This window comes from Mesorhizobium atlanticum, from assembly GCF_003289965.1.
GTDB classification, from domain to species: Bacteria; Pseudomonadota; Alphaproteobacteria; order Rhizobiales; family Rhizobiaceae; genus Mesorhizobium; species Mesorhizobium atlanticum.
In genome coordinates this window covers 479,399-504,723 of sequence record NZ_QMBQ01000001.1, presented here as the reverse complement: position 1 = coordinate 504,723, position 25,325 = coordinate 479,399, and the positions used below count along the sequence as shown (strand labels likewise).

General features: G+C 64.4%; 26 protein-coding genes. 16 read left to right on the top strand and 10 right to left on the bottom strand.

The genetic code is table 11. The features are described 5' to 3' along the window. Positions 1–160: 160 nt before the first annotated feature. Together DPM35_RS02815 and DPM35_RS02810 are read left to right on the top strand one after the other, a co-directional pair. On the top strand, positions 161–598 hold the full coding sequence (locus DPM35_RS02815; protein WP_112125789.1) for a c-type cytochrome: 438 nt from the start codon (positions 161–163) through the stop codon (positions 596–598). A gap of 9 nt (positions 599–607) precedes the next feature. Continuing rightward, the gene (locus DPM35_RS02810) at positions 608–1,555 is read left to right on the top strand and encodes a cytochrome c (protein WP_112125788.1); all 948 of its coding nucleotides are present in this window, start codon (positions 608–610) and stop codon (positions 1,553–1,555) included. A gap of 8 nt (positions 1,556–1,563) precedes the next feature. Here DPM35_RS02810 and DPM35_RS02805 read toward each other — a convergent pair whose 3' ends face one another. Both DPM35_RS02805 and DPM35_RS02800 read right to left on the bottom strand, forming a co-directional pair. Continuing rightward, a complete protein-coding gene (locus tag DPM35_RS02805; RefSeq protein WP_112125787.1) occupies positions 1,564–1,953 on the bottom strand; it encodes an SET domain-containing protein in 390 nt (129 codons plus the stop codon). A gap of 113 nt (positions 1,954–2,066) precedes the next feature. Beyond that, positions 2,067–4,178 carry a S9 family peptidase gene (locus DPM35_RS02800; protein ID WP_112125786.1) on the bottom strand — a complete coding sequence of 704 codons (2,112 nt, stop codon included), beginning with the start codon at positions 4,176–4,178 and terminating at the stop codon, positions 2,067–2,069. Between the two features lie 134 nt (positions 4,179–4,312). Between DPM35_RS02800 and DPM35_RS02795 the strand changes: the two genes are divergently transcribed. Together DPM35_RS02795 and DPM35_RS02790 are read left to right on the top strand one after the other, a co-directional pair. Further along, a complete protein-coding gene (locus DPM35_RS02795) occupies positions 4,313–4,657 on the top strand; it encodes an SH3 domain-containing protein (protein ID WP_425373343.1) in 345 nt (114 codons plus the stop codon). Positions 4,658–5,075: 418 nt separating this feature from the next. Further along, a complete protein-coding gene (locus DPM35_RS02790) occupies positions 5,076–5,501 on the top strand; it encodes a Ros/MucR family transcriptional regulator (RefSeq protein WP_027164827.1) in 426 nt (141 codons plus the stop codon). 84 nt (positions 5,502–5,585) lie between these two features. On the opposite strand, the gene DPM35_RS02785 is transcribed toward DPM35_RS02790, so the two are convergent. Both DPM35_RS02785 and DPM35_RS02780 read right to left on the bottom strand, forming a co-directional pair. Beyond that, complete coding sequence (locus DPM35_RS02785; protein WP_112125784.1) at positions 5,586–6,014, bottom strand: SufE family protein; 429 nt, start codon at positions 6,012–6,014, stop codon at positions 5,586–5,588. Between the two features lie 111 nt (positions 6,015–6,125). Beyond that, entirely contained in the window at positions 6,126–6,521 is a 396-nt protein-coding gene (locus DPM35_RS02780; protein ID WP_112125783.1) for a DUF5330 domain-containing protein, read from the bottom strand. A gap of 554 nt (positions 6,522–7,075) precedes the next feature. Here DPM35_RS02780 and DPM35_RS02775 point away from each other — a divergent pair. The 3 genes from DPM35_RS02775 to DPM35_RS02765 all read left to right on the top strand — a co-directional run bounded on the left by DPM35_RS02775 (position 7,076) and on the right by DPM35_RS02765 (position 9,998). Then, the gene (locus tag DPM35_RS02775; protein WP_112126211.1) at positions 7,076–8,812 is read left to right on the top strand and encodes a sensor histidine kinase; all 1,737 of its coding nucleotides are present in this window, start codon (positions 7,076–7,078) and stop codon (positions 8,810–8,812) included. Continuing rightward, positions 8,787–9,578 carry a peptidoglycan-binding domain-containing protein gene (locus DPM35_RS02770; protein WP_112125782.1) on the top strand — a complete coding sequence of 264 codons (792 nt, stop codon included), beginning with the start codon at positions 8,787–8,789 and terminating at the stop codon, positions 9,576–9,578. The genes DPM35_RS02775 and DPM35_RS02770 overlap by 26 nt, the downstream gene beginning before the upstream one ends. A 72-nt stretch (positions 9,579–9,650) precedes the next feature. Beyond that, entirely contained in the window at positions 9,651–9,998 is a 348-nt protein-coding gene (locus DPM35_RS02765; protein WP_112125781.1) for a DUF1491 family protein, read from the top strand. 6 nt (positions 9,999–10,004) lie between these two features. Here DPM35_RS02765 and DPM35_RS02760 read toward each other — a convergent pair whose 3' ends face one another. The 5 genes from DPM35_RS02760 to DPM35_RS02735 form a co-directional block, all read right to left on the bottom strand. Continuing rightward, the gene (locus DPM35_RS02760; protein WP_112125780.1) at positions 10,005–11,012 is read right to left on the bottom strand and encodes a DUF2336 domain-containing protein; all 1,008 of its coding nucleotides are present in this window, start codon (positions 11,010–11,012) and stop codon (positions 10,005–10,007) included. A 399-nt stretch (positions 11,013–11,411) separates the two neighbouring features. Continuing rightward, a complete protein-coding gene (locus tag DPM35_RS02750) occupies positions 11,412–11,960 on the bottom strand; it encodes a DUF1254 domain-containing protein (protein WP_112125778.1) in 549 nt (182 codons plus the stop codon). After that, positions 11,953–12,537 (bottom strand): DUF1214 domain-containing protein, encoded by a 585-nt coding sequence (locus DPM35_RS02745; RefSeq protein ID WP_112125777.1) that lies wholly within the window; start codon positions 12,535–12,537, stop codon positions 11,953–11,955. The genes DPM35_RS02750 and DPM35_RS02745 overlap by 8 nt, the downstream gene beginning before the upstream one ends. A gap of 134 nt (positions 12,538–12,671) precedes the next feature. Beyond that, positions 12,672–14,828, bottom strand: coding sequence for a transglycosylase domain-containing protein (locus DPM35_RS02740; RefSeq protein ID WP_112125776.1), 2,157 nt, complete (start codon positions 14,826–14,828; stop codon positions 12,672–12,674). 276 nt (positions 14,829–15,104) lie between these two features. Next, the gene (locus DPM35_RS02735) at positions 15,105–15,743 is read right to left on the bottom strand and encodes a TetR/AcrR family transcriptional regulator (RefSeq protein ID WP_112126210.1); all 639 of its coding nucleotides are present in this window, start codon (positions 15,741–15,743) and stop codon (positions 15,105–15,107) included. A 110-nt stretch (positions 15,744–15,853) separates the two neighbouring features. Between DPM35_RS02735 and DPM35_RS02730 the strand changes: the two genes are divergently transcribed. From DPM35_RS02730 to DPM35_RS02720, 3 genes are all read left to right on the top strand, one after another. Further along, positions 15,854–18,265 (top strand): GcvT family protein, encoded by a 2,412-nt coding sequence (locus DPM35_RS02730; protein WP_112125775.1) that lies wholly within the window; start codon positions 15,854–15,856, stop codon positions 18,263–18,265. A 12-nt stretch (positions 18,266–18,277) separates the two neighbouring features. Continuing rightward, positions 18,278–19,831 carry a trimethylamine methyltransferase family protein gene (locus tag DPM35_RS02725; RefSeq protein WP_112125774.1) on the top strand — a complete coding sequence of 518 codons (1,554 nt, stop codon included), beginning with the start codon at positions 18,278–18,280 and terminating at the stop codon, positions 19,829–19,831. 137 nt (positions 19,832–19,968) lie between these two features. Further along, positions 19,969–20,376, top strand: coding sequence for a DUF3168 domain-containing protein (locus DPM35_RS02720; RefSeq protein ID WP_112125773.1), 408 nt, complete (start codon positions 19,969–19,971; stop codon positions 20,374–20,376). Between the two features lie 10 nt (positions 20,377–20,386). On the opposite strand, the gene DPM35_RS02715 is transcribed toward DPM35_RS02720, so the two are convergent. After that, the gene (locus tag DPM35_RS02715; protein WP_112125772.1) at positions 20,387–20,773 is read right to left on the bottom strand and encodes an ester cyclase; all 387 of its coding nucleotides are present in this window, start codon (positions 20,771–20,773) and stop codon (positions 20,387–20,389) included. A 240-nt stretch (positions 20,774–21,013) separates the two neighbouring features. Here DPM35_RS02715 and DPM35_RS02710 point away from each other — a divergent pair, with 240 nt between their 5' ends. The 6 genes from DPM35_RS02710 (at position 21,014) to ccmI (ending at position 25,322) form a co-directional block, all read left to right on the top strand. Next, positions 21,014–21,313: a hypothetical protein gene (locus tag DPM35_RS02710; RefSeq protein WP_112125771.1), complete on the top strand. Its 300-nt coding sequence runs from the start codon at positions 21,014–21,016 to the stop codon at positions 21,311–21,313. Between the two features lie 64 nt (positions 21,314–21,377). Beyond that, a complete protein-coding gene (locus DPM35_RS02705; protein WP_041002188.1) occupies positions 21,378–22,043 on the top strand; it encodes a response regulator transcription factor in 666 nt (221 codons plus the stop codon). Between the two features lie 22 nt (positions 22,044–22,065). Continuing rightward, positions 22,066–23,454, top strand: a complete 1,389-nt coding sequence (locus DPM35_RS02700; protein WP_112125770.1) for an ATP-binding protein — start codon at positions 22,066–22,068, stop codon at positions 23,452–23,454. Further along, complete coding sequence (locus tag DPM35_RS32350; protein WP_181591894.1) at positions 23,451–23,621, top strand: hypothetical protein; 171 nt, start codon at positions 23,451–23,453, stop codon at positions 23,619–23,621. The genes DPM35_RS02700 and DPM35_RS32350 overlap by 4 nt, the downstream gene beginning before the upstream one ends. Further along, positions 23,618–24,055 (top strand): hypothetical protein, encoded by a 438-nt coding sequence (locus DPM35_RS02695; protein ID WP_112125769.1) that lies wholly within the window; start codon positions 23,618–23,620, stop codon positions 24,053–24,055. The genes DPM35_RS32350 and DPM35_RS02695 overlap by 4 nt, the downstream gene beginning before the upstream one ends. 130 nt (positions 24,056–24,185) lie before the next feature. Continuing rightward, a complete protein-coding gene (gene ccmI / locus DPM35_RS02690) occupies positions 24,186–25,322 on the top strand; it encodes a c-type cytochrome biogenesis protein CcmI (protein ID WP_112125768.1) in 1,137 nt (378 codons plus the stop codon). The last annotated feature ends 3 nt before the right edge of the window (positions 25,323–25,325 follow it).

Genomic DNA, 25,325 nt, shown 5'->3' with positions numbered 1-25,325 from the left:
GAATATTTCCATGGTCGGGTCCGTTAACGTCTGGAGCAATTCCAGACGAGGTGTGGAACAGTTTTCCGTCCGGAATTGTGCCAACGAGGAGATAGAGCATTTCGCCGTGGAACGGTGAAATGCCGTAGTCGCGAACTTTTTTCACCACGGAGCCAATTGAATGCGAAAGCTTGTCCTTGCCATCTCTATGCTCGCCTTTGCCGGTTCGGTCGCCTTTGCCGATCCGATTCAGGAGCGCCAGGCGCTGATGAAGGAGCGCGGCAAGCTCGCCGGCCAGTTGTCCAAGGTGGTCAAGGGCGAGGAGGATTTCGACGCGGCCGCCGTGCTGACGACGCTGAAGGCCCTGCAGGCCAATGCCGAGAAGTTCGATGCCGAAAAGCTTTTCCCGGCCGGCAGCGATCAAGGCGACACCACGGCCGCGCCGAAGATCTGGGAAGACATGGCCGGCTTCAAGGCCGCCGAGGACAAGTTCCTGGCCAACACCAAGGAAGCGGTTGCCTCGCCGCCGGGCGATGTCGATGGTCTGAAGGCGCAGCTCAACACCCTCGGCGGCGATTGCGGCGCCTGCCATCAGAGCTACAGGGTCAAGAAGAGCTGATCGCCGGCGATGTCCTGGCTGAAGAAGCTCGTCGGCGCCGTCATCTTGCTTGGCGGCGCTGCGGCCGCGGCCGGTTGGGCGCTGTCGGCGCCGATCAGGCTTGACGCCGGGACCGCCGCGCAGCTCGGCCCTGGCGACGCCGCCAGGGGCAAGCGCATCTTCTATGCAGGCGGCTGCACCTCCTGCCATTCCAAGCCCGGTGCCGAGGGCGACGCCCGGCTGCAACTGGCCGGTGGCCTCGAGCTGAAGACGCCGTTCGGCACCTTCGTTCCGCCCAACATCTCGCAGGACCGGAAGGACGGCATCGGCGCCTGGAGCGAGGAGGACTTCGCCAACGCCATGCTGAAAGGCGTCTCGCCTTCGGGCGAGCATTTCTATCCGGCCTTTCCCTATGCGTCCTACGCGCGCATGAAGCCGACCGACATCGCCGATCTCTACGCCTTCATGAAAACGCTGCCGGCGGTCGCCGGCAAGGCGCCGGACCACAAGCTCTCCTTCCCCTTCACCATCCGCCGCGGCATCGGCCTGTGGAAATGGCTCTATCTCAGTCCCGAGCCGGTGATCGCATTGCCGGACGGCACGCCAGACAAGGTGCTGGCCGGCCGCTATCTGGTCGAGGGGCCTGGCCATTGCGGCGAATGCCACACGCCACGCGACATCGCCGGCGGTCCGAAGAAGGGTGAGTGGCTGGCGGGCGCCGTGGCCGCCGAAGGCTCGGGTATCGTGCCGAACATCACCCCCGACGGGAAGAACATCAAGAGCTGGTCGGAAGCAGATATCGCCAACTATCTCGAGACCGGCTTCACGCCCGATTTCGATTCCGTTGGCGGCTCGATGGTCGAAGTGCAGCGAAACATGGCGCAACTGACGTCGGACGACCGTGCGGCAATCGCCGCTTATCTCAAGGCTGTCCCACCGCATCCCAACGGCTACCCGGCGCGCAAGCCGGCGAGTTGACCTTTATGTTACGGGTGGCGGTCGCCCAGGAAATCGAAGCCGTTTTCGAAGAAGTGATTGTAGTTGCAGGTCAGTTCCTCGCCCGCAGCGATGTCGCGCAGCGCGTAGGTTTCCTCGGGCGAGGAGACGTCGCAGTTCGGGTCGTCGTCATGGTTCATGTAGCGCGCGTCGTCGGCTTCGAACACGATGAAGCTCGGGTCGTGACGGTCCGGATAGGAATAGCGGTCGAGATAGGATTTCACCGGTCCCGTCTGGCTCTCATAGGTGTCGACGGGAATGCGCCGGTCGAACCGCGGGTCGAGCTTCCAGATCAGCGTTCCCTTCGGGATGCGATGCCTGGCGAAGACGCCGATGCCCTGGATGGACGATTTGTCGAGATAGGTGTCGACGAGCAGCATGACGAACCTTGTTGAATGGAGATTGGCTGGTCTGAACGCGGCATCCGAGATGACCGCGCCCAGGACGACCGTGCATTGCGTAACGCGCGCTCTTGTGGATTGCGAGTGGAAAATCAGGCTTTGCCTGTCACTTTCAAGGCATAGGCGTAAATGTAGGCGATCTCCTCCAGCCGCGAGAAGCGGCCCGACGCGCCGGCATGACCGGAATCCATGTTGATCTTGAACAGGACCGGGTTGCCGCCGGCCTTGCGTTCGCGCAGCCTGGCCACCCATTTCGCCGGTTCCCAGTAGGTCACGCGCGGATCCGTGAGACCCGCCAGCGCAAGGATCGGCGGATAGTCGAGCGCGGCGACATTGTCATAGGGCGAATAGGCGGCGATCGTCTTGTAGTCGTCGGCGGATGCGATCGGGTTGCCCCATTCCGGCCATTCCGGCGGCGTCAGCGGCAGGCTGGCGTCGAGCATGGTGGTGAGCACGTCGACAAACGGCACCTCGGCGACGATACCGCCGAAGCTTTCCGGCGCCATGTTGGCGATCGCCCCCATCAGCATGCCGCCGGCGGAGCCGCCTTGCGCGACGATGCAGTCATGCCTTGTGTAACGCTCGGCGACGAGATGGCGGGCGCAGGCGATGAAATCGGTGAAGGTGTTCATCTTCTTCGCCCGCTTGCCGTCCTCGTACCAGCCATACCCCTTGTCCTTGCCGCCGCGCACATGCGCGATGGCGTAGACGAAGCCGCGGTCGACCAGCGACAGGCAGTTGGTATTGAAGGCCGAAGGCACCGTGATGCCGTAGGAGCCGTAGCCGTAAAGAAGGCAGGGTGCTGAGCCGTCCAGCGGCGTATCGCGATGGTAGAGCAGCGAGATCGGCACCAGCTCGCCATCCGCGGCCGGCGCCATCAGCCGGCGCGTGACATAGTGCTCGGGATCGTGACCGGAGGGCACTTCCTGCGTCTTTAGGAGCACGCGCTCGCGGCTGCGCATATTGTAGTCGAACACCTGCGCCGGCGTCGTCATCGACGAATAGGTGAAGCGCATCACCTCGGTGTCGTATTCGTAGGAGCCGGAAAGGCCGAGCGAGAAAGCCTCCTCGTCGAACGAGATGAAATGCTCCTCGCCACTGGCGCGCTCGCGCACCACGATGCGCGGCAGGCCGTCCTTGCGCTCCAGCCTGACCATATGGTGCTTGAAACCGAGCACCGAGAGGATCAGCCGTCCAGGCTCGTGCGGCACCAGTTCCTGCCAGTAGGCGCGCACCGGATTGTCGACCGGCGCGGTCATGATCTTGAAATCCTTGGCGCCGTCGGCGTTGGTGAGGATGAAGAAGACGTCGCCGCCTTCTTCCAGGTCGTATTGCAGCCCGGCCTCCCGCACCGCCACCAGCCGGGGCGCCGCGGATGGATCATCGGCCGGCAGAAGCCGGTACTCCGACGTCTCATGGTCGTTGATGCCGATGATGATCCAGTCATTGGCGCGCGTGCCGCTGACATCCATGAAGAAACCCGGGTCGGTCTCCTCATAGATCAGCCGGTCGTTCTCGTACTTGTCTCCGAGCTTGTGGAAGAACACCTTCGACGGGCGATGGTTGTCGTCGAGGCGGGTGTAGAAGAAGCCGTCATCGCCGGCATTCCAGACCCCGCCGCCGCCCGTATCCGGGATCTGGTCGGCAAGGTCCTTGCCGCCCGCGAGATCGCGCACGCGCAGCATGAAGAACTCCGAGCCCTTGTCGTCGAATGCCCAGAGCAGCTTCCTATGGTCGGCCGAATGGTCGACGCCGCCGAGTCGGAAATACGCCTTGCCCTCGGCCTCCGCGTCGCCGTCGAGCAGGATTTCCTCGCTGCCGCCATCGCGCGAGGTGCGGAAATAGCGCGGCTGCTCGCCGCCCTGCCGGAAGGAAGAGCCGTAGGCATAGGGGCCGTCCTTCATCGGCACCGTGGAGTCGTCTTCCTTGATACGGCCCTTCATCTCGGCAAACAGCTTGCCGCGCAGGTCCGCCGTGCCGGCCATCAGAACGGCCTGATACGCGTTCTCGGCCTCCAGATGGGCGCGGATCCTGCCGTCGAGCAGGGAAGGGTTCCGGAACACGGCCTGCCAGTTCTCGGCCCGCATCCAGGCATAGTCGTCTGAGCGGGTGATGCCGTGATGCGTGTCGGACACCGGATGTTTCTCGGGCGTCGGCGGGTTGGCGGCCGGGAAGGCGGAAATCAAGGCGGAAGTTCTGGTCATTACGTCTCGCTGCGGAAATTTGCTTGAATGACGAATGAACACGCCGCTCGGCGGCGGTTCAAGGGGCGCGGCTCAAGATGGTCGACAGAAGCCAAGTTGAAGGGGAAAAGATGAAATCCTGTGTTTCTGCCGCAATGTCTGCTGCTGTCGTCGCGGCATTGCTTGCTTTTTCCACTCAGTCTCATGCAACCGTCTTTGCCGCCTGGCAAGTGGCGGGCGTGCCGCTCGGCGACACCCTCAATGCGCGCAAATATCCCTCCAACGCGTCGCAAAAACAGGCTGCGTATCCGAACGGCACCGTGCTGCAGATGACCGGCCGCTGCACCGGTGGCGTAAATCTGCTCGATATTGCCAGGCAGCCGCCATGGAAGCAGCGTCAGGCAATCCGCTATCGCTGGTGCGAGATCTGGCACGACCCGGCGCAGAATGGCCATTTCGTCACCGGCTGGGTCTACGGCAAGTACATCGCACCATATTGACGGATCCCGTCGCCTCGCTTTGTCGGCCGGCCGGCCAGGCGGGCTCCCTGCGCTACATTGCGCCACAGGATTCATCGTGCTGGCGCAATAGGCATCCAAGCATTGGCCAAGCATCGCGGGCTATGTCGAGCGGCGATCGGATGTCTAAAATGTGGATGACGCAACGTCACGGCATGCTGGTCTGGCCAGAAGAATCTCGCGAAGTTACACGGCGCACGAATTTTTGAAGCTGAATCGGCAATATTTGATGAATATCGGCCAATGTAAGTCAATATGCGAATTGACTTACTTGCGATGCGGCGTCATTAAGATGACCTGACGCGAATCGCAGGGCGTTCCTGAATGAAATTCGCGCGATGCCCGATCTCGCAAAAAAGGGCGCAGTTTCAGAAACAACTCTCGTTGGGGCCTTAGCACTATGGAAATCGTCGAAACACCTTCGAAAAACGGTGATGCGCTGATCGAGCTGACTGCCGATGTCGTCGCCGCCTATGTCAGCAACAACCCGGTGCCGGTTGGGGAACTGCCGAACCTTATCGCCGACGTCCATGCCGCGTTGGGTCGCGTCGGTGGTTCGCCGGAGCAGCCGTCGGCCGAAAAGCAGAAGCCGGCCGTCAATCCCAAGCGCTCCGTCCATGACGACTACATCGTCTGTCTCGAGGACGGAAAGAAGTTCAAGTCGCTGAAGCGGCACCTGATGACCCATTACAATCTCACGCCGGAAGAATACCGTGAGAAGTGGGGCCTTGACGCCAACTATCCGATGGTCGCCCCCAATTACGCGGCTGCCCGTTCGCAGCTCGCCAAGAAGATGGGTCTGGGCCGCAAGCGCAAGGGCCGCTGATCGGTCTCAGCTCAGCAAGCAGTTCGACGGCGCCCCTGGGGCGCCGTTTTGCTTTTTGGATAGCGAAGGCAAATATGGGCCGGATCAGGCCGTCTGCTTCAGCGCGGCTTCCGCGTCGCGCTTGATGCGCTTGACCATCGAGCGCAGGCCGTTGGCGCGCTGCGGCGACAGATGCTCGTCGAGGCCGAGCTCCTTCAGCGTCGCCTCGGCGTCCGTGTTCTGGATCTCGCTTGCCCGCCGGCCCGAAAACAGCGCCAGCATGATGGCGACGAGGCCGCGCACGATATGAGCATCCGAATCGCCCTGGAAGCTGATCACCGGATCGGCGCCCGCTCCCTGCTCGGTGGTGAGCCACACCTGGCTCACGCAGCCGGGCACCTTGTTCGCGGCCGTGCGTTCCGCCTCGGGGAAAGGCGGCAGGCCCTCGCCGAGCTCGATCACGTAGCGATAACGGTCCTCCCACTCGTCGAGCAGGGAAAAGTCGTCACGGATCGTCTGGATCGGGGTGGTCATTGCCCGCATATAGTGGCGCGGCACGGCCGCGTCACGGAAAAAGAAAGACGCCGCGGGCGTCGAGAGGTCGGACGGGCCCGCGGCGTAGCCGAGTAGCGGCTGAGGATTGTCTCAGTTCTTGGAAGTCAACATCACCGGAATGTTGACCTTGGCGGGCAGCACGATGTCCTCGACGACGCTGCCGGTGGTCGTGACCGAGCCGTCATCCGCGACCTTCGTCTCCGGCGCGCCTGCCTGCCCGGACTGCTGGTCGTCGATCATGGCCGCGGCGATCCTGGCCGTTTCCTTGGCGCGAACGCTGATGGTGTACATGGCCGATTTACCGGTTTCGCAGACATCGGGCTTGCGCTCGCAAAGCCCTGCAATGTCGCCCACCGCCTCGCGCGCCGCAAACAGCGCCTGGATCGGCCCGACGCTCTGCTGGCCGTCCTCGCCCGGGCCGACGCCGAGCGGCAGCGCCAGCAGCACCAGCGAAAACCAGAAAGCCATCCTGATCAGAAAGCCCATCTTACTTGCCTCTCGTGCGGGATGGATCGTCTATCCATCCGTGACGGATCATGCATCCATCGGCATGACCTCTTTTATGGGCACGATAATGGCATGGTCACGCAAAGGACGGCTTGCATCGAAGCCGCGAATTTTCCTCAAATTTTAGGCAAATTCGAAAGGAATTGGTTTTGAAACGAGCTTGTGTCGAATCTCATCGACCTCATTAACTTTATGATAACCATATATCGCATTGTAATTACTCGATTTTATTCCCGATAGAGATTAGCCGCATCACGTTTAGGTCCGTTTTGGCACAGGCCTCGCGGCTAACGCGCCGTTTACCATGGCGCCAACTCGGCGTGCTTTGCGGGGCCGGCATCACAATATTTGCGTTGGCCGGGCCGCCGGCTCCATCAGCCTTATCCATTCCTTAAACGCTGGATGCGAGTTTCAAGCCGATTGACGAGTCACCTGCCAGGCAGGGTTTTTTAAGACCGGGTACGCGTGCGTTGAGTTCGATTTCAGCCAGATACGTTCAATTGCCTGGCGCGGTTGCCGCCGGCTGCGAACGTTTGGTCCATCCCACCGTGACGGGTGAGCCGGAACGCCTGCGCCAGCGCCGTTTTATCGGCGTCATGCTCGCCGCGCCTTTCCTTGCCGCGGGTGCCGCGGTGACGCTGGTCACTTCGAGCCTCGGCGCGGCCGTCACCGTAGCCGCCATCTTTGCCGCTTTCGGCCTGTGCTGGTTCGCCGCGCTTCTGGTCGCCGCCACCGGACGCATGGCGCTCGCCGGCCGCATGGCGGTCGCCTTGGGCGGCCTCGCCCTTGCCGGCGCCATAGCGGCCGCGGGCGGACTGGCCTCGCCGGTCGCGCTGCTTGGCCTCGCATTGCCGGTCGAAACCTGGTGGGTTTCAGGATCGCGGCGCGCCGCGCTGTCGAGCGTGCTGGCGGCGGTCTGCGCGATCGTTCTCCAGCCCTTTGCCGGCCAGGTCCTGCCGCTCGGCGAAATCGCCGCCTGGCACTGGCTGCTGCCGCTGGTCTGGGCGCTGACATTGTTGCCGCGTGCCGCCGCCTTCGCCAATCCTGCCGGCCTGCGGCCGACGGAGCCCGTCGGCGATCGTCTTGAGGATGTGATCGATGCCGTCGTGCTGCGCGTCGGCCGCCAGGGCGAAGTGCTCGACGCGTCCGCCAGGGCGCGTTCGGTGCTGAAACTGGCGCCGGAGCTCCTGCTCGGCACCGGCCTGTTCGACCGCGTCCATCTGTCCGACCGCGTCGCCTATCTCACCGCTTTGGCCGACATGCGCGAGGGCGCACCGAAGCGCCGGCTTGAGCTGCGCATCCGCTTGCCGCGCGAGGGAGCCAGTGCGGCCGATAATTTCCGTCCGTTCAGTCTCGACTTGCTCCGCGGCGAAGCCGACAGCGACGTCTTCATGCTGGTGCTGCGCGAAAACGACAATGTGGCGGCGCTACGCGAGGAGCTTGCGCAAGCCAGGGAGGCCGCCGCGGCCGCCGAAGTGGCCAAGGGCCGCTTCCTGGCAGTGGTCAGCCACGAGCTGCGCACGCCGCTCAACGCCATCATCGGCTTTTCCGACATGCTGCTGCATGAGATGTTCGGCACCTTCAACGACCCGCGCCAGAAGGAATATGTCGGCCTGGTCAGGGAGTCCGGCCAGCACCTTCTGTCCGTCGTCACCTCGATCCTCGACGTCTCGCGCATCGAGGCGGGCGCCTATGCGACCGAGCTGGAGACGTTCCGTTTCGTCGAGGCCGTCGACATGTGCCGCTCGATGATGCGGCCGCTGGCCGACGCCAAGGGCATCGTTCTTGCCACCCAGATCGCGCCGGATGCCGGCGAGATCAATGCCGACCGTCGCGCGGTCCAGCAGATCCTGATCAACCTTGCTTCGAACGCCGTCAAGTTCACGCCCGACGGCGGCAGCGTGGTGATCGGCGCCAAGCGCGTCGGCTCGAGCCTGCATTTCTGGGTGAGCGACACCGGCATCGGCATTGCCGAGGAGGATATGGCTAATCTCGGCAAGCCGTTCGTGCAGATCCAGAACGACTACACGCGCCGCTTCGAGGGAACCGGGCTCGGCCTGTCGCTGGTCAAGGGCCTGGTGGCGCTGCACGAGGGCACGATGTCGATCGAGAGCGCCCCGGGTGAGGGCACCACGGTGACGATCGGCCTGCCGGTGAGCGGGCCGAAGCGCCATTCCGGTGCGCAGCCTGGCGTGCTGGCCATGCCGACGGCGAAGCCGAAGGGGGAAAGAGATGGGGAGGGGAATGGCTCGCTCCGCAAAACGGCCTAAGGTGGTCGAACCCGAACGCGGCGTCCTTGCCGAGGGCGCGGTCGCGGTTGGTCAGCTGATCGCAAGCAATCCGGTCTTGGTCGGCGGTTCGACAGCCTTCCTGGTGACGCTGTTCTATGTCTCGGCCAATGCGCTCTGGTATCAGCCTTTTCCGCACACCAGCGCCTTCTTTGCCACCCGCAGCATCGAGAATTTCCCGCATACGGTCTCGGACGAGCCGGAGACCACCATCAACATCGTGCGCCAGCCGCCGGCACAGCCGGTCGCCAAGCCGGACCCGATCGTCCAGCAGGTGCAGGGCATCCTCAAGGACCTCAACTTCTATGACGGCACGGTCGATGGTCTCACTGGACCGGCCACGCGCAAGGCCATCCAGGCCTATCAGCTGAAAGTCGGGCTCCCGGGCTCGGGCGAGATAGACGGAGCGCTGCTCGACCAGCTTGGCGCTCGCCAGACGACGGCGGCGATTCCACATCCGGCGCCGCGGCCGGCCGGCGCGGCAGCAGCCGCGCCGTCCGCCAGGCCACCGGTAATTCCGGTCTCGGCCCCTGCCGATGGCGCCACGCAATCGCCCGATGCCCGCATCGTCAAGATCCAGGCGGGCCTCAAGGCTTTCGGCAACAACGACATGCAGCTCGACGGTAAGGTCGGCGCCCGCACCAAGGCTGCGATCAAGGAATTCCAGGCCTTGTTCGGCCTGCCCGAGACCGGCGAGCCGGATGAAGCCGTCTATGTCAAGATGCGCGAGATCGGCCTGACCAACTGAGCGTCGGCAACGATCGTTTCGGTTCCTTAGTTCTTGCGGTAAGAAACCGCGCATGACATCCGGAAACCACTCATGCGCGTGACCACCGATCTCTGGGTCTCGGCCCTCGTGCGCCGTGTCTTTGGCGCCGGCGGTTTTGCCGCTGTGGTCAAGCGCGGCGCGACCGAGGCGGGCGCCGTCTTCGTGCTGTCGCGCGGGCGTCTGGGGGAGGTCGCTCTTTATGGGCCGGCGCCGCAGACGAGCTACGATTCGGCCAAGCCGGACGAGCGCTTCTTCACCTTGCTTGGTGCTGGCGAGGATGGCTCGGCGTTGGATGCGCGGCTGGAGCGGGAGAAGAAATTCGATCCCGACATCTGGGTGGTCGAGATTGAAGCGGGAGCCGTTCCGGTTGAAGAGCTTCTTTCGCTTAAGGCCGAATAAACCGTATCAGGATGCCTTGAGGCCGGAGCTCGCGTCGTCGCCGTTCGATGGGTCGCGTCGCTCCGTGCTGACAGTGTCGGCCGCCTTGTCGCGGATGGCCCGCGAAAGAGTCTCCGCCTTCCAGGCGCGCACCTTGTCCAGCGCCGCCTCGCGATGCAGCAGCCGGTATCGGTCGAGGAACAGCCGGATCGCCTGCGGATGCGGGAACTCGCCGGGATAGACTGCGACCGCGATCAGGAAGGCCCTGTCTTCGCTGAGGTCGAGGGCGCGCAGCGCCGCAAGCAGAGCGGCATAACCCGACTGCCCGGTCACCGAGCGGGCCGTCGCGAAGTCGATCTCCAGCGCATCGGCAAGCGCGGTCTGGAAGAAGGCCGCGTTGCCCGTCAGCGCCGTCTCGCGAAGCCTCACATAAGCCGGCTGGCCGAGGAAGGTATTGACGTCGGCTGCGTCGCCGGCCGGGCGCATCATCGACCGCAGGCGGCGCCGCGCGTTCTCCGCCGCTTCGCCGGACACGGGGCGGTCGGTGTCCGCCTTGGCAACGGGCTCCGGTCTCGGCGTGAGCTTCGTAACCGTTTCCGGCGGCCGCGTCTTGACCAGCGTCGGTCTTTCCAGGGCGCGGATCAGGTCGGCGATCGTCGAGTTGAGCTCCTTGCGGCGCGCAATGGCGCGCGCGTGCGGCAACCCATGCCGGCCGATCAGCGCGATGAGGTCGATGTCGCTCAGCGCGTTGGAGCGGGTGAGCAGGGGTGCCGCGATCTCGACCGGCTCCTCGGCCAGCCGCCGCACCAGCGCGGTCGGCGCATATTCGCATTCGGAAAGGGCCGCGGCGACATATCGGCGCGACTCGACCGAGACCTCGTCGAACAGCGGCAGCGTGAGGTCCTCGAGCTGGGCAATCTCGCGGCGCGAGGGCCGCGTCAGCGAGCAGAAGGCAGACACCGCGGCGCGGAACAGCCTTTCGGCCTTTCCCGCTTCGGTCCGGATAGCGATTTGCCTGAAATCCGAAGATGACACGGAGGATACGCCCGACACTCGACACAACTCCCGAACCGCGCAATCCGGCCGGGCCGGTTCCGCATCTTCAGGAAAACAAACATCAAATTAACCGCGATCCGTTAGCGCTCCGTTAACCCTCTACGCCCCTTAATCAACTTGGAGGCGTTGCGTTGTGCTCCGGTCAAACCGAGAGGGAATGCGCGAACCATGGGCATGGTCCTGTCTTTTGTGCCGCGAGCGGCACCTGTAAATCGAGCAAGTCACGACACCACTACGGCGGCGGCGGTCATCATTTTCCCCGGCGTCCGCTATGAGTTGCACCCGCAGGCCGATGCGGCCCGGCCCGGCGAAAGCGGCTCCGGCAGGCCGAGCTCCCCGCCGCCCGCCAAGCCGCATCACTGAACAGGCTCGCCTTTCTCAGTAGTCCTGCAAATCGCAGGTGCTCTGATCGAGGAAGCGCGACACGATCGGCTTCCAGCTCTCGTCCGGCACGAAAGCGCGGACGACGAAGATGCCTTCCTCGATCGGCGCCTCGACAAAGATAGCGCCTTGCAGATCCTCCGGAAGGTCGCGCCGCACGTCGATCATCTGCGCCGGGGTCAGCACCACCGTATCGAGTTTCTCGCCATTGGCGTTGTGATCGTTGAAGGAATAGATGTTGTGGCCGCTGCGGTCATAGACCGAGGCCGACCAGAACGGCACGTCGCCGGGCGCCTTGATCCGCACCAAGCCGTCGGCGAGGTCGAAGCGGCAGGCGGCGGCGTAAAACAGCGGATCGACCGATTTCACCACTGGCGCGCCGCCGGCTTCGGCATCCAGCCGCGTCATCTTGTAGAGGTCGGAGGCCATCGCTAGCCGCGACCAGGCATCGCGTTCGGAAAATTCCGGCACCAGGAAAAGCACAACGATATGCACGATGCCGGCGCCGAGCAGGCCTAGGATCAGGGCATGCAGCAGCCTACGCATTGCAGCCCGCCTTCAGGATGCGCGGCAGCGTCACGTCGGAGAGGCCGGTGCTCGAGGCTATCGGGGTGTCGTAGAAGGTCAGCACGAAATACATCTTCCCGGATCCGCCGGTGAGCAGCCAGTTGCCAGGCGCAGGGCGATTGCCGACCGAAATGACGACGGAATTGTCGGGCCGGCGCAGCACTTGGTAGGACTGCAGCGCCGCCTGCCTCGGCTTGCCGGTGTCGATCACGCCAAGCGACTGGTCGGCGGCGTAGAGCGTCCAGAAGCGAGCGGTCGGATAACTGCCTTCGATCGTGTAGGTGCATTCGCGCCTCAGCGGCTCGCCCGCATCGTCGCGCTCGGCGACGAAGGCAAGCCCCTCGGCCTGGCCGAGCGCCAGCACGCCCTCGCGCGCCACGCGCGCCTTGGAATAGGGATCGGCGGCTAAAGTCCCGACTTCGGGGAAAGCGGTCCATTGGCCGATGCGGATCGCCCCGACGCCGTCCTGCGCGTTGAGCGCATACCAGACGCTGTAGCCCCCAAGCCCGATGGCTATGGCAAGCGAAAGCAGCGTCAGGATGGCGTTCTTGAGCATGAGAGCCGCAAACAGAGGAGGTTGCCCGGGATATCGCGGCGCGGGGTGCCGTGGCAAGCCGGCTTCGCATGAGGGCCGCTCCAAGGTGTGTTGAGATTTGGGTCAGGGCGGCCTCACCTGAATATCAACACGCCTTAAAGCGCCGAAAGCGTTTCCGGCAGGGCGGGCGCATCGAGCACGGGCGCGGCCTGGAACGCCTTGGTCATGTCCCTCAGCGTCTGGGTGGTGCGGCTGGAAAGCACCGGCGGCCGTTCGGCCTCGGCCTGCGCCGCCGTGGCGTCGGCTTCCTTCTTCGCCGCTTCCTCTGCCTTGGCCGCGACCTCCGGGTCGACGAACGGATGGTCGAGACCGGGGATAGGCTTCAGGTCGATGTTCTGGTGCGCATAGACCATCAGGCGCTGCCAGACCATCGCCGGCAGCGAGCCGCCGGTCATCTTGTTGGTTGCCGTGAAGTCGTCATTGCCCAGCCAGACGGCCGCCGTGTAGTTGCCGGTGAAGCCGACGAACCAGGCGTCGCGGTAGGATTGCGTGGTGCCGGTCTTGCCGGCGACGACGATGTTGGGGAGCTGGGCGCGCCGCGCCGTGCCGATGACCGGCACCGCCGCCAGCATGGTGTTCATGTATTTCAGCGCCTTTTCCGACAGCACCCGGTGTGGCGGCGGCGCATCCTTGGCCCAGTCATAGACCACCTCGCCGGTGCGGGTGACGAGCTGGGTGATGCCGTGGCGCGAGCCGACGAAACCGTTCTGGGCAAAGACGCTATAGCCGGTCGCCTGGTCCATCACCGTCATGCCGGATGTGCCGAGCACCATGGTCTTGTGCGATTCCAGCGGCGATTCGACACCCATCGATTCGGCCATTGCCTTGATCGGACCGATGCCGAGGTAATCCTTGGCGAGCCGCACCGGCACCGTGTTGATCGACTTGGCGATCGCCGTGAGCAGCGTCACGTTGCCGGCCGATCCGCCGCTGTAATTGTGCGGCGACCAGCTGCCCCAGCTGATGGCGCCGCCCGACACGACCGAGTCCGGCGTGAAGCCGTGCTCCATCGCGGTGGCATAGACATAGGGCTTGAACGATGAGCCCGTCTGGCGCAGCGCCTTGGTGGCGCGGTTGAACTGGCTGGCGCCATAGTCGCGGCCGCCGACGATGGCGCGCACCGCGCCATTGGTCTCGATCACCACCACCGCGCCTTCGGTGACGTTGTATTCCTTGCCGAATTGCCGCAGATGGAACTCGACCGACTCCTCGGCAGCCTTCTGGATGTTGGCGTCGAAGGTCGTGTGGGCGACCAGCGAATGCTGGCCGGGCTTGGCGATCTTCTTGACCTCGTCGAAGGCCCAGTCGAGGAAGTAGTCCGGGCTCTTCTGCTCGCCGCGGTCGACGACGTCGGCCGGATGCAGCCGCGCCTGCAGCACCTGGCCTTCGGTCATGAAGCCGGCGTCGACAAGGTTGGACAGCACCACATTGGCGCGCGCGCGCGCCGCCGGCAGGTTGATGTGCGGGGCGTATTTGGTCGGCGCCTTGAACAGGCCGGCCAGCATCGCCGCCTCGGCAAGGCTCAGATCCTTGACGCTCTTGCCGAAATAGAAATCCGCCGCCGCCTCGATACCGAACGTGCCGCCGCCCATATAGGCGCGATCGAGATAGAGCTGCAGGATCTCTTTCTTGGAGAGGTTCGCTTCCAGCCACAGCGACAGGAAAGCTTCCTTGATCTTGCGCTCGAGCGTGCGCTCGTTGGACAGGAACAGGTTCTTGGCCAGCTGCTGCGTGATGCTCGAGCCGCCCTGGACCACCGAATTGGCGCGCACGTTCTCGAAGATCGCGCGCGACAGGCCCAGCACGTCGATGCCGTAATGGTCGAAGAAACGCCGGTCCTCCGTCGCCAGCACCGCCTTGATGACGATGTCCGGCATCTCGTCGACCGGCACGGAATCGCGCTGGATGATGCCGCGCTGGCCGATCTCATTGCCGTAGCGGTCGAGGAAGGTGACGGCGAAGTCGCCCTGGTTGCGCCAGTCGCCGGTGGTGATGTCGAAGGCGGGCATGGCAAGCGCGAGCAGCACCACGAAGCCGCCGGCGCCCATGGTGAAGCCCTCGCTCAGCACCTCGATGATGGCGCGACGCCAGCCATGCACACGGAAGCGGCGGGAAAAGATGGTCGCCGCTTCCCAGAATTCGCGCGCCTTGAAACCGATCTCGTAGAGCGAGCTGTCGAGCCACGCGTCCACGGCGAGAAGCGCCGAAGCGATCCGGCCTCTTCTCCTGCGTGGCTTAGAGGGATTGTCCATTCCAGAATTCCACCCCGGCACTTCCGCCCGAAACAGCCGTGGCAGTTCCGGGGCGCCCTCCCTGCCAGACTAATCGACCATTTTAGCACCACTCACAAGGGCAGCGAAGCCACACCCGGGCTTTGTTGAACGCCATGGTTGATTGTGCCCTGAGCAATTCCAGGAAAAGTGTGTAGCGGCTTTCCGTCCGGAATTGCGTCAGCCTGGAGCAATTCCAGGAAAACTGTGTAGCGGTTTTCCGTCCGCAATTGCGTAAAACAAATACGCAGAGCGATATCACCGCGCCGCGATGAAGCGCATGAAATGCGCCACATCCGCCTCGCTCGGCTCCAGTCCGGTGAAGGAGCGCAGATAGGCGGCGAGATGGCTGACGCGCGCCTCGACCGGTTCCTTGAGGTCAAGCACGTAGTAGCCGATCTGCATGTAATAGAGGACGCGGGCGCGGATGAAGGCGTCCTCGCTCTCATAGCCGTGCCGGCGGTACATGTCGCGTATGGCAAGCAGACGCTCCTCGTCGGCCTTGTCGATCATGCGCCGCACGTCATCCGAGCGCCTTGCCCACTCGCGGACGGCGAAATCGAGCCTGGGATCGAACAGGCGCTCGTCGGCCCAGCATTCGAAGACGTTCATCACACTCATGATGATGGTGTCGGCCGGCCGGCGCGCCCGCTCGACGATCGCCGTGGTGTTGGTCTCGTGCCAATGCTTGAGCAGTTGGTCGAGCAGGTCCTGCCGGCTTTCGAAATACCAGTAGAAGCTCGAGCGCGAGACGCCGAGCTTCTGTCCCAGCGTCAGCACGCGCACGCTCTCGATGCCGTCGGAGATCAGCGTTTGCAGCGCGAGATTGATCCAGTCCGCGCGGGTCACCTTGATGTTGCCGGGCGCCGGCTCGTCCTGGGAAGCGATCATGGTCATGACGAACAAGTGACATGGCACGGGGCGGCGCGCAAGCTCTGGACAGAAGTGTCTAGACACATATGTCCAGGAGATGTATCTTGGAGCCTCCAACGAGAGGGAGAGGGCTCGTGAAGTCGCATTACCGGGCAGTGGTCATCGGCGGAGGCGTGGTCGGCGCCTCGGTGCTCTATCACTTGACGCGTTTTGGTTGGAGCGATGTGGCGCTGATCGAACGCGCCGAGCTGACGGCGGGCTCGACCTGGCATGCGGCGGCCGGATTCCACGCGCTCAACGCCGATCCCAATGTCGCCGCGCTGCAGGACTACACCATCAAGCTCTATCGCGAGATCGAGGCCGAGTCCGGCCAGAATGCCGGCCTGCACATGACCGGCGGCGTCAACATGGCGAGCGACCCGCAGCGCTGGGAATGGCTGAAATCGGCCTGGGCGGTGTTCCAATCGGTCGGCATCGAGACGGCGCGGCTGGTGACGCCGCAGGAAATCAAGGAGATCTGCCCGATCGTCGATGTCAGCGGCGTGCTGGGCGGCCTCTATGATTCCAACGAGGGCCATCTCGACCCTTATGGCACCACGCACGCCTATGCGGGCGCCGCCAGGAAGCGCGGCGCGGACGTCATCCTGCGCAACCGCGTCGTCGAGCTGAAGCAGCGCGCCGACGGCGGCTGGAACGTCGTCACCGAGAAGGGCACGATCGTCGCCGAGCATGTCGTCAACGCCGGCGGTCTTTGGGCCAAGCAGGTCGGGCTGATGGCCGGCGTCGACCTGCCGGTGACGCCGATGGAGCATCATTATTTCGTCACCGAGGACATTCCCGAGGTGGCGGCGCTCGACAGGGAACTCGGCCTTGCCGTCGATCTCGACGGCTTCGCCTATCTGCGTCAGGAGCGCAAAGGCGTGCTGCTCGGCGTTTACGAGCAGAACCCGAAACACTGGAACATGGACGGCGCGCCTTGGGATTACGGCATCGAGCTGATCCCCGAGGATATCGATCGCATCAGTCCCGAGCTTGCCAAGGCCTATGAGCGCTTTCCCTGCCTGGCCACGGCCGGCATCCGCAAATGGGTCAACGGCGCCTTCACCTTCACGCCGGACGGCAATCCGCTCGTCGGCCCGGTCAGGGGGTTGAAGAACTACTGGGTCGCCTGCGGCGTCATGGCCGGCTTCAGCCAGGGCGGCGGCGTCGGCAAGTCGCTGGCCGAGTGGATGATCCATGGCGAACCGGAAGCCGACATCTTCGGCATGGACATCGCCCGCTACGGCGCCTTCGCCGCCAACCGCGAATATCTCAGGCAGACGACGCGGCAGTTCTATGCCCGCCGCTTCGTCATGACCTTCCCCAATGAGCGCCTGCCCGCCGGCCGACCGCTGAAGCGCCCGGGCGCCTATGACGGCATGAGCGCCGCCGGCGCCGAATGGACGGCATCCTGGGGCCTGGAGATCCCGGCCTATTTCGCGCCGATGGGGTTCCGCGAGGAGACGACGCTGAAGCGCTCCAACGCCTTCGACATCGTCGGCGACGAGGTGCTGCAGGTGCGCCGCGCCGCCGGCCTCGTCGATACCACGGCCTTCTCGCGTTATGCCGTGTCAGGCCCTGGAGCAGAGGCGTGGCTCGACCGGCTGCTTGCCTGCAAGTTGCCGAAACCCGGCCGGGCGAAGCTCGCGCCGATGCTTGGCTCCGACGGCCGGCTGAAGGGCGACCTCACCGTGCTCAACTGGGGCGGCGGCGAATACTGGGTCATGGGCTCCTACTATTTGCGCGAATTCCACATGCGCTGGTTCGAGACCCATCTGAGGGATGGCGTCACGGTTACCGACATTTCCGATGCCACATCCGGTTTCCTGGTCACCGGACCGAATGCACGAAAGATCCTCGAACGCACCACGCATCAGGACCTCTCCGCCGAGGCGACGCCTTTCATGGCTTGCGGCGTGTTCGACATCGGCATGGTGCGAGCCCGGGTAGCAAGGCTGTCCATCGCCGGCGAGCTCGGCTTCGAGATCAACTGCCCGGCCACTTTGCATTCGACGCTGCGCGAGACGCTGCTTGCCGCCGGCGAAGACCTCGGCCTGGCCGAGATCGGCTACTACGCGCTGCATTCGCTCCGGCTGGAAAAGAGTTTCGGCATCTGGTCGCGCGAATTCACGCAAGGCTACACGCCCGGCCAGACCGGGCTCGACCGCTTCATCGCTTTCGACAAGGGCGATTTCATCGGCCGCGACGCGGCACTGAAGGAGAAAGCGGCTGGCGTGTCACGACGGATCGTGACGCTGGAGGTCGATGCCGTCGACGCCGACGCCAGCGGCTTCGAGCCGGTCTGGTCCAAGGGCCGACGCGTCGGCTTCGTCACCTCCGGCGGCTACGGCTACAGCATCGGCAAGAGCGTCGCCCTGGCGTTGCTCGATGACGATTTCGCCGGGGAGGGCACCGAGCTTTCCATACACATTGTCGGGGTCGAACGGCTGGCGCGCGTCATCGCTGCCTCGCCCTACGACCCGGAAGGCAAGGCGATGCGGCAATGAGGAGGAGCTGCCATGATTGAAGATGCCGCACGCGACCTGAGGCGCGAGCGTCGACGCGGCCGCACCGGCGAGGCCGGCAGCGAATCGAGCCGCCGCCCGAATTACCATTCGCTGAAGAACGCGTTCGCGCCACAGCCGGTCTTTTCCAACGACCAGGTTGCGGCGATCCATGACACCGCGCTGCGCGTGCTGGAGGAACTCGGCATCAAGGTGCTGCTGCCCGAGGCGCGCGCCATCTTTGCCCGGGCCGGCGCGCTGGTCGATGAGGACAGCCAGATGGTCAAGATCGGCCGCGATATCGTGACGGCCGCGCTTGCGTCGGCGCCGCGATCGATCCCGGCGCGGGCCGGAGACCGTTCCCGCGATCTCGATCTCGAGCTCGGCACGATGACGTTCCTTGCCGGCTGCGGCGCGCCCAACGTCACCGATCTCGAGCGAGGCCGGCGGCCGGGCACGCTTCAGGCCTTTGAGGATTTCATCCGGCTCGTGCAGCATTTCGACGTGCTGCATATGCTCGGCCCCTGCGTCGAGCCGCAGGACGTCGACACGCGCTTTCGCCACTATGCCACCGGCCGTGCGCAACTGACGCTGTCCGACAAGGTACCTTTCGTCTTTGCCCGCGGCACGCCGCAGGTCGAGGACAGTTTCGAGATGATCCGGTTGGCGCGCGGCCTCTCCGAGGACGAGTTCGTGAGCAGCGCCCATAGCTATACGGTCATCAACACCAACTCGCCGCGCCAGCTCGACATCCCGATGGCGCAGGGCATCATCGACTTCGCCCGCGCCGGCCAGATATCGATCATCACGCCTTTTTGCCTGGCGGGCGCCATGGCGCCGATCACGGTCGCCGGCGCCTTGACGCTGCAGCATGCCGAGGCGCTGGCCGGCCTGACGCTGGCCCAGATCGCGCGCCCCGGCGCGCCGGTGGTCTACGGCTCCTTCTCCTCCAATGTTGATATGAAGTCCGGCGCGCCCGCCTTCGGCACGCCGGAACACGTCAAGGCCACGCTGGGCGCGGGCCAGCTCGCCCGCTTCACCGGCCTGCCCTGGCGGTCCGGCGGCGGCAGCGCCGCCAATATCTCCGACGCGCAGGCGGCGCACGAGACGCAGTTCGCGCTGTGGGGCTCGGTGCTGGCCGGCGCGACCGTCTGCATCCATGCCGCCGGCTGGCTGGAAGGCGGGTTGAGCGTTTCCTTCGAAAAGCTGATCACCGATATCGAGGCCTTGCAGACGGTCGCGGAGCTTTGCGCGAAGACCCCGGGCGACGAGGATGCGATCGGCTTCGAGGCCATCGCCGAAGTGCAGCCGGGCGGCCACTTCTTCTCCGCCGCTCACACCATGTCGCGCTACCGCACCGCCTTCTATGAGCCGCTGGTCGCCGACTGGTCGAATTTCGGCAACTGGACGCAATCCGGTTCGAAGACGGCGACGGAGCGTGCGACCGGCATCTGGAAGCGGATTCTTTCCGACTTCCAGCCGCCGGCCTCCCCTGCCGCCACCGCGGGCGTGCTCGACGAGTTCATTGCCAGGCGCACCGAAGAAGGCGGCGCCGCGCCGGTCTCCTGATTTGACGAAAACGTAATAAATTCGAGACCTTCGCCATTCACTTTATAGTCAAAACGATTCGCGATCTGGCATCGGATCGCGAGCGCGGCTAGGTTGCCGGGCAGCGTGAGGAGATATGTATTGGCGATGGACGGTAGATGACGGCGCCTGGCGATTTGATGCAGGCCTTGTTCCTGAGGCTGAAGACCGATGCGTCGCTCTCGGCGTTGCTCGGCGGCTCCGGCTTGCTCGAGCAGGCGAGCGACAAGGCTGCCTTTCCGAACGTCACTTACGGCCGCACCAGCGCCTTCGACCTCGAGACCGGCGCCGACAACGACAGTGACCAACTGGTCACCTTGCATATCTGGTCGAAAGCCCAGGGCGAGGCCGAGACACGCCTCATCATGGAAAGCATCAGGGCGCGGCTCGACGGCGCGGCATTCTCGATCGGCTCGCGCGGCCAGACGCGCCTGTCGCTGGAATTCGCCGAGGCTCGCTATGACGAGGACCTTGCGGTCCATCATGGATTGCTGCGTTTTCGCGCGCTGACGCAGGAAAGCGCCTGAGCATTCGGCTCTAAAGTTGAGCCTGAATCGCAGCCTTGTCGATCACCGACCAGACTTCACGAATCCGCCCGTCCTGGAACTCGTAAAAGACGTTCTCGGCGAAGGAAATCCGCTTGCCGTGGACCGGCAGGCCGAACAGCATGCCCTTGGGCCGGCAGTCGAAATGCAGGCGCGCCGCCACGCGCGGCGGCTCCGAGATCAGAAGCTCGATGTTGAAGCGCAGGTCGGGAATGGCCTCGAAATCGCTTTCCAGCATACGGCGGTAGCCCGAAAGCCCGATCGTCTCGCCATTATACTGGACCTCCTCGCCGACGAAGCGGCCGAGACTGTCCCAATCCTGCTCGTTCAGGCAGACGATGTAGCCCCGATAGAGACCGCCAATATCCTCCCGGGTCATAGCATGCTCCTATGGTCCTCCGGCGTTTCTACACTAGCTAGGGTCGGGCGGGGAATCCGCACCCGAAAAACGTAGCGGGCCGACTGATTTTCCGGCTATGAATTTGCACCCGGGCCTAAGGGAGCCCTGGCGTCTAGCGGGTGCATTCATTTGCCTCGCGCAGGGGGGAATGGTGGGCATGGATTTTCGGCCGTTCACCGTTCATTTCATGTTCAGCACACATGCGTTAGAACCGTGATCATGAAAACGTTCCGCTCCCATCTTCGCAAAGCAGTGCTGGCGCTTGCCGCTGCCGGGCTTCTTGCGTCGCAGGCGGTCGCCCTGCCTGTCATCGAGCCGTCGGCCGATCAGCCGGTGGTGCTCGCCGCCGGCGATTGCTACGCCATAGGCCAGCAGGTGGCCGCGCAGAATGGCGGCACGCTGGCCAAGGCGTCGCAGGCGACTCGGGGCGGCCAGCAGGTCTGCGTCATTGTCGTGCTCGTCCCCGGCAAGGACGGTCAGCGGCCGCGCCGCTCGGAAATCGTCGTGCCGATGGGCTGACCTCACTCGTTTCCCAGGCCGGCGGAATCGGCCTATACGTTTACCCAGCAACAGGCTTCAACCCATGCGCGTGCTCGTCGTCGAGGATGACAAGGATCTCAACCGGCAACTGGCCGATGCGCTGGTCGATGCCGGCTATGTGGTCGACCGGGCCTATGACGGCGAGGAGGGGCATTTCCTCGGCGATACCGAGCCCTACGATGCCGTCGTGCTCGACATCGGCCTGCCGCAGATGGACGGTATCAGCGTCGTGGAGCGCTGGCGTCGTGGAGGGCGCAAGATGCCGGTGCTGATCCTGACCGCGCGCGACCGCTGGAGCGACAAGGTGGCCGGCATCGACGCCGGCGCCGACGACTATGTGACGAAGCCCTTCCATATTGAGGAGGTGCTGGCGCGGGTGCGGGCGCTGATCCGCCGTGCGGCCGGCCATGCTTCGTCCGAGCTCACCTGCGGACCGCTGCGGCTGGACACCAAGGCGTCCAAGGCCGATGTGAACGGCGTGCCGCTGAAACTCACCTCGCATGAGTTCCGGCTGCTTGCCTATCTGATGCATCATATGGGCGAGGTGGTGTCGCGCACTGAGCTGGTCGAGCATCTCTATGATCAGGACTTCGACCGCGATTCCAACACCATCGAGGTGTTTGTCGGCAGGCTTCGCAAGAAGATGGGCATCGACATGATCGAAACCGTGCGTGGCATGGGCTATCGCATGCGAGAGCCGGAGGCGTGACGCGGAACCGCTGAAGCCAGCGATGGGAACGTGGATTTCAAGGCTGCGGCTCTGGCCGCGCTCGCTGACCTTCCGCGTCATCGCTTTCTCGACCATCTGGGCGATCCTGACGCTGGTCGTCATCTTCACCCTCATCACCACGCTTTACCGCCAGGCCAGCGAGCGCGGTTTCGACAGCCTGCTTTCGGCGCATCTGTTCAACCTGATCGGCTCCGTCGGCATTTCCGACAACGGCGCGCTGACCGGCTCCCCCGACCTCGGCGACCTGCGCTTCTCCGAGCCGAATTCCGGCTGGTACTGGTCGGTGGAGCCGGCCTCAGAAGGCGTGCATGGCGAAATCCATTCCTCCTCGATGACGACCTCGCTCCTGTCGCCAAGCGTCGCGGAGGTTCCGTTCAACGCGAACTTCCAGCGCAGCTACTCGATGGAAGGGATCAAGGGCGAGCAGCTCGAAGTGTTCGAGAGCGAGTTCGTCCTCGACGCCAAGAACCGCGCCGCCCGCTTCCGTGTCATGGGCAACCACAGCGAGCTTGAGCAGGAGATCGCGAGCTTCCAGCGCCGCCTGCTCACCTATCTCTCGCTGTTCGGCGTCGGCATGATCGCCATCAACGCCATCGCCATCCTGTTGGGTCTCCAGCCTTTGCGCCGGGTCCGCAACGCGCTCGCCATGGTGCGCGAAGGCACGGCCCAACGTCTCGACGGCAGCTTCCCGGCCGAGATCGAGCCGCTGGCCAACGAGACCAATGCGCTGATCGAGAACAACCGGCGCATCGTCGAGCGCTCGCGTACCCAGGTCGGCAATCTCGCCCATTCGCTGAAGACGCCTCTAGCCGTGCTGATCAATGAGGGCCGCGCGCTGGGCGGCGCCAAGGGCCAGCTGATCGCCGACCAGGCGGCTTCCATGCAGAAGCAGGTCGATCACTACCTGCAGCGCGCCCGCGTCGCCGCCCAGCGCGACAGCGTCGTCTTTCGCACGCCGGTTTCGCCGCTGGTCGAGCGCATGGTGCGCGTTCTGCGCAAGCTCAACCCGCAAACGCGGCTGACGCTGTCCCTGCCGCCGGCTGAGATCGTCTTTGCCGGCGAGCGCGAGGATCTCGAGGAACTGCTCGGCAATCTGCTCGACAATGCGATGAAATGGGCAAAGAGCGCTGTTGCCGTGACGATCGCCACTATTTCGGGAAGCGGCAACCTGTTTGAAATCGTTATAGAGGATGACGGTCCGGGCATTCCCGAGGACAGCGCGCGAGAGGTGTTGAAACGTGGCAAGAGACTGGACGAGACGAAGCCTGGAACCGGGCTTGGCCTTGCCATTGTCGCCGACCTCGTCAACGAGTATGGAGGCTCGCTGGCGCTGGAACGGTCCGGCATGGGCGGCTTGAGGGCGGTGGTTAGATTGCGGAGCCTTCAATGATGTTTTTTATCGATTTGCGAGCAGTGGCTGACGGCCAAATTTCCGACAAATATCAACACTATGGCCAGGATGCTTCCCTGATGGCGCGGCCCCCAATCCATCCCTCTCAAGAAGTCCATTTCGCTCAAGAAGCTCATCCTGCTCAAGAGAACCGGTTGTTGGCATGAAGATCCGCGTCGCGCTCGTTTCCGCCCTGCTCGCCGTTTCCGGCTGCACGACACTCAGCAGGGGCGGTCCAACCTCTCCGGTCACGCCTGTTTCGACGCCGCCGTCCGGTGGCAAGGTGTCGACCAGCATCGTCTCGGCGATGAATGGCGGGCTTATCGGCGGATCGATCGGCTCGGGCCTGAGCGATGCCGAAAAGCGCAAGGGGCTGGAGGCGGAGTACAAGGCGCTGGAGTATAACACCAGCGGCCAGAAGGTGACATGGAAGGGCGACAACGCTTCGCATTATGGCGAGGTGGTCGCGGCCCAGCCTTATCGGGTCGGCTCCCAGGATTGCCGCCAGTATACCCACACTGTCTTCACCGGCGGCGCGGGCGTCACCGCGCGCGGCACCGCCTGCCGCAACGCCGACGGCAGCTGGACGCCGCTGACCTAGAAGACAAGGCGCGCCAGCCTAATTATTCGTTCGGCTTGACGTCGATCAAGGCCGGGCGGCGCTCCCGCCGTCAAAGCGTCGCACGATGGTCGTGTTGGCAGGGCAGGGCTCTGCCGTTATTGGAAGAGCCATGCTGTTCTGGGTCATAGCCGCAATCCTTACGCTGGGCGCCAGCCTGGCGGTGCTGTTGCCGCTTACCGGCGGCATAAGGGGCACGTCGCCGGCCGGCGATCACGACCTCGAAGTCTATCGCGACCAGCTTTCCGAATTGGATCGCGACGTGGCGCGCGGCCTGATCCAGCCGGGCGAGGCTGAGGAGGCGCGCGCCGAAATCGGCCGCCGCATCCTTCGTCTCGGCGCGACCGAGCGGCCGGGCTCCGCCAGCCCCGGCTCCTCCCGCGGCATCAGGTTGGTCGCCAGCCTGGCCGTGCTTGCCGTGCCGCTGCTGAGCTGGGGCCTGTACGGCGTGCTCGGCTCTCCCGATCTGCCCTCGCAGCCTCTGGCCGAACGTCTCGCCAAGAATCCTGCCGATTCCTCGGTCGACGAGCTGGTCGCACGCGCCGAAGCACACCTTGCCGCCAATCCGTCGGACGGCAAGGGTTGGGACGTGCTGGCACCGATCTATCTTCGACTGCAGCGTTTTCCCGACGCGATAACCGCCTATCGCAACGCCATTCGCCTCGACGGCGACAGCGCGGTGCGCCGGTCAGGCCTTGGCGAGGCGATTGCCAGCGCCGCGGGCGGCATCGTTTCGGCCGACGCCCAAAATGCCTTCGAGGCGGCTCTCAAGCTCGATCCGGCCAATGCCAAGGCGAATTTCTACCTGGCCGTAGGCCTTGCCCAGGAAGGCAGGAAGGACGAGGCGGTCGCCGCCTGGCAAAAGATGCTCGGCCAGCTTCCGCCGGATTCGCCCTGGCGCAGCGCCGTCCAGCAGGCGCTTGCCGAGGCTGGCCAGCCGGCGGTCGCGGCGGGCGCGCCGGCGAGCGGGCCGGATGCACAGCAAATGGAAGCCGCGCAGCAGATGTCGCCGCAGGACCGGCAGGCGATGATCGAAACCATGGTCGCGGGCCTCGACGACAAATTGAAGCAGAACCCCCGTGACGAGGAAGGATGGATGCGCCTCATTCGTTCCTATGCCGTGCTCGGCAAGACCGATCAGGCGCGCGAGGCGCTCGGCCGCGCTGTCGCCGCCTTTGGGGCCGACAGCGAGCAAGCCAAGAAGTTCACCGCCTTCGCCGCCTCCCTCGGCGTGACGGCGACGGAGTAAGGC

Coding starts and splice junctions, on each gene's coding strand:
- DPM35_RS02770 (WP_112125782.1), top strand. CDS start 8,787: ATGGCTCGCTCCGCAAAACGGCCTAAGGTGGTCGAACCCGAACGCGGC.
- ccmI (WP_112125768.1), top strand. CDS start 24,186: ATGCTGTTCTGGGTCATAGCCGCAATCCTTACGCTGGGCGCCAGCCTG.
- DPM35_RS02700 (WP_112125770.1), top strand. CDS start 22,066: ATGGGAACGTGGATTTCAAGGCTGCGGCTCTGGCCGCGCTCGCTGACC.
- DPM35_RS02750 (WP_112125778.1), bottom strand. CDS start 11,960: ATGCGTAGGCTGCTGCATGCCCTGATCCTAGGCCTGCTCGGCGCCGGC.
- DPM35_RS02735 (WP_112126210.1), bottom strand. CDS start 15,743: ATGACCATGATCGCTTCCCAGGACGAGCCGGCGCCCGGCAACATCAAG.
- DPM35_RS02725 (WP_112125774.1), top strand. CDS start 18,278: ATGATTGAAGATGCCGCACGCGACCTGAGGCGCGAGCGTCGACGCGGC.
- DPM35_RS02705 (WP_041002188.1), top strand. CDS start 21,378: ATGCGCGTGCTCGTCGTCGAGGATGACAAGGATCTCAACCGGCAACTG.
- DPM35_RS02810 (WP_112125788.1), top strand. CDS start 608: ATGTCCTGGCTGAAGAAGCTCGTCGGCGCCGTCATCTTGCTTGGCGGC.
- DPM35_RS02765 (WP_112125781.1), top strand. CDS start 9,651: ATGCGCGTGACCACCGATCTCTGGGTCTCGGCCCTCGTGCGCCGTGTC.
- DPM35_RS02695 (WP_112125769.1), top strand. CDS start 23,618: ATGAAGATCCGCGTCGCGCTCGTTTCCGCCCTGCTCGCCGTTTCCGGC.
- DPM35_RS02795 (WP_425373343.1), top strand. CDS start 4,313: ATGTCTGCTGCTGTCGTCGCGGCATTGCTTGCTTTTTCCACTCAGTCT.
- DPM35_RS02790 (WP_027164827.1), top strand. CDS start 5,076: ATGGAAATCGTCGAAACACCTTCGAAAAACGGTGATGCGCTGATCGAG.
- DPM35_RS02805 (WP_112125787.1), bottom strand. CDS start 1,953: ATGCTGCTCGTCGACACCTATCTCGACAAATCGTCCATCCAGGGCATC.
- DPM35_RS02815 (WP_112125789.1), top strand. CDS start 161: ATGCGAAAGCTTGTCCTTGCCATCTCTATGCTCGCCTTTGCCGGTTCG.
- DPM35_RS02710 (WP_112125771.1), top strand. CDS start 21,014: ATGAAAACGTTCCGCTCCCATCTTCGCAAAGCAGTGCTGGCGCTTGCC.
- DPM35_RS02785 (WP_112125784.1), bottom strand. CDS start 6,014: ATGACCACCCCGATCCAGACGATCCGTGACGACTTTTCCCTGCTCGAC.
- DPM35_RS02715 (WP_112125772.1), bottom strand. CDS start 20,773: ATGACCCGGGAGGATATTGGCGGTCTCTATCGGGGCTACATCGTCTGC.
- DPM35_RS02720 (WP_112125773.1), top strand. CDS start 19,969: ATGACGGCGCCTGGCGATTTGATGCAGGCCTTGTTCCTGAGGCTGAAG.
- DPM35_RS02745 (WP_112125777.1), bottom strand. CDS start 12,537: ATGCTCAAGAACGCCATCCTGACGCTGCTTTCGCTTGCCATAGCCATC.
- DPM35_RS02800 (WP_112125786.1), bottom strand. CDS start 4,178: ATGACCAGAACTTCCGCCTTGATTTCCGCCTTCCCGGCCGCCAACCCG.
- DPM35_RS02740 (WP_112125776.1), bottom strand. CDS start 14,828: ATGGACAATCCCTCTAAGCCACGCAGGAGAAGAGGCCGGATCGCTTCG.
- DPM35_RS02780 (WP_112125783.1), bottom strand. CDS start 6,521: ATGGGCTTTCTGATCAGGATGGCTTTCTGGTTTTCGCTGGTGCTGCTG.
- DPM35_RS32350 (WP_181591894.1), top strand. CDS start 23,451: ATGATGTTTTTTATCGATTTGCGAGCAGTGGCTGACGGCCAAATTTCC.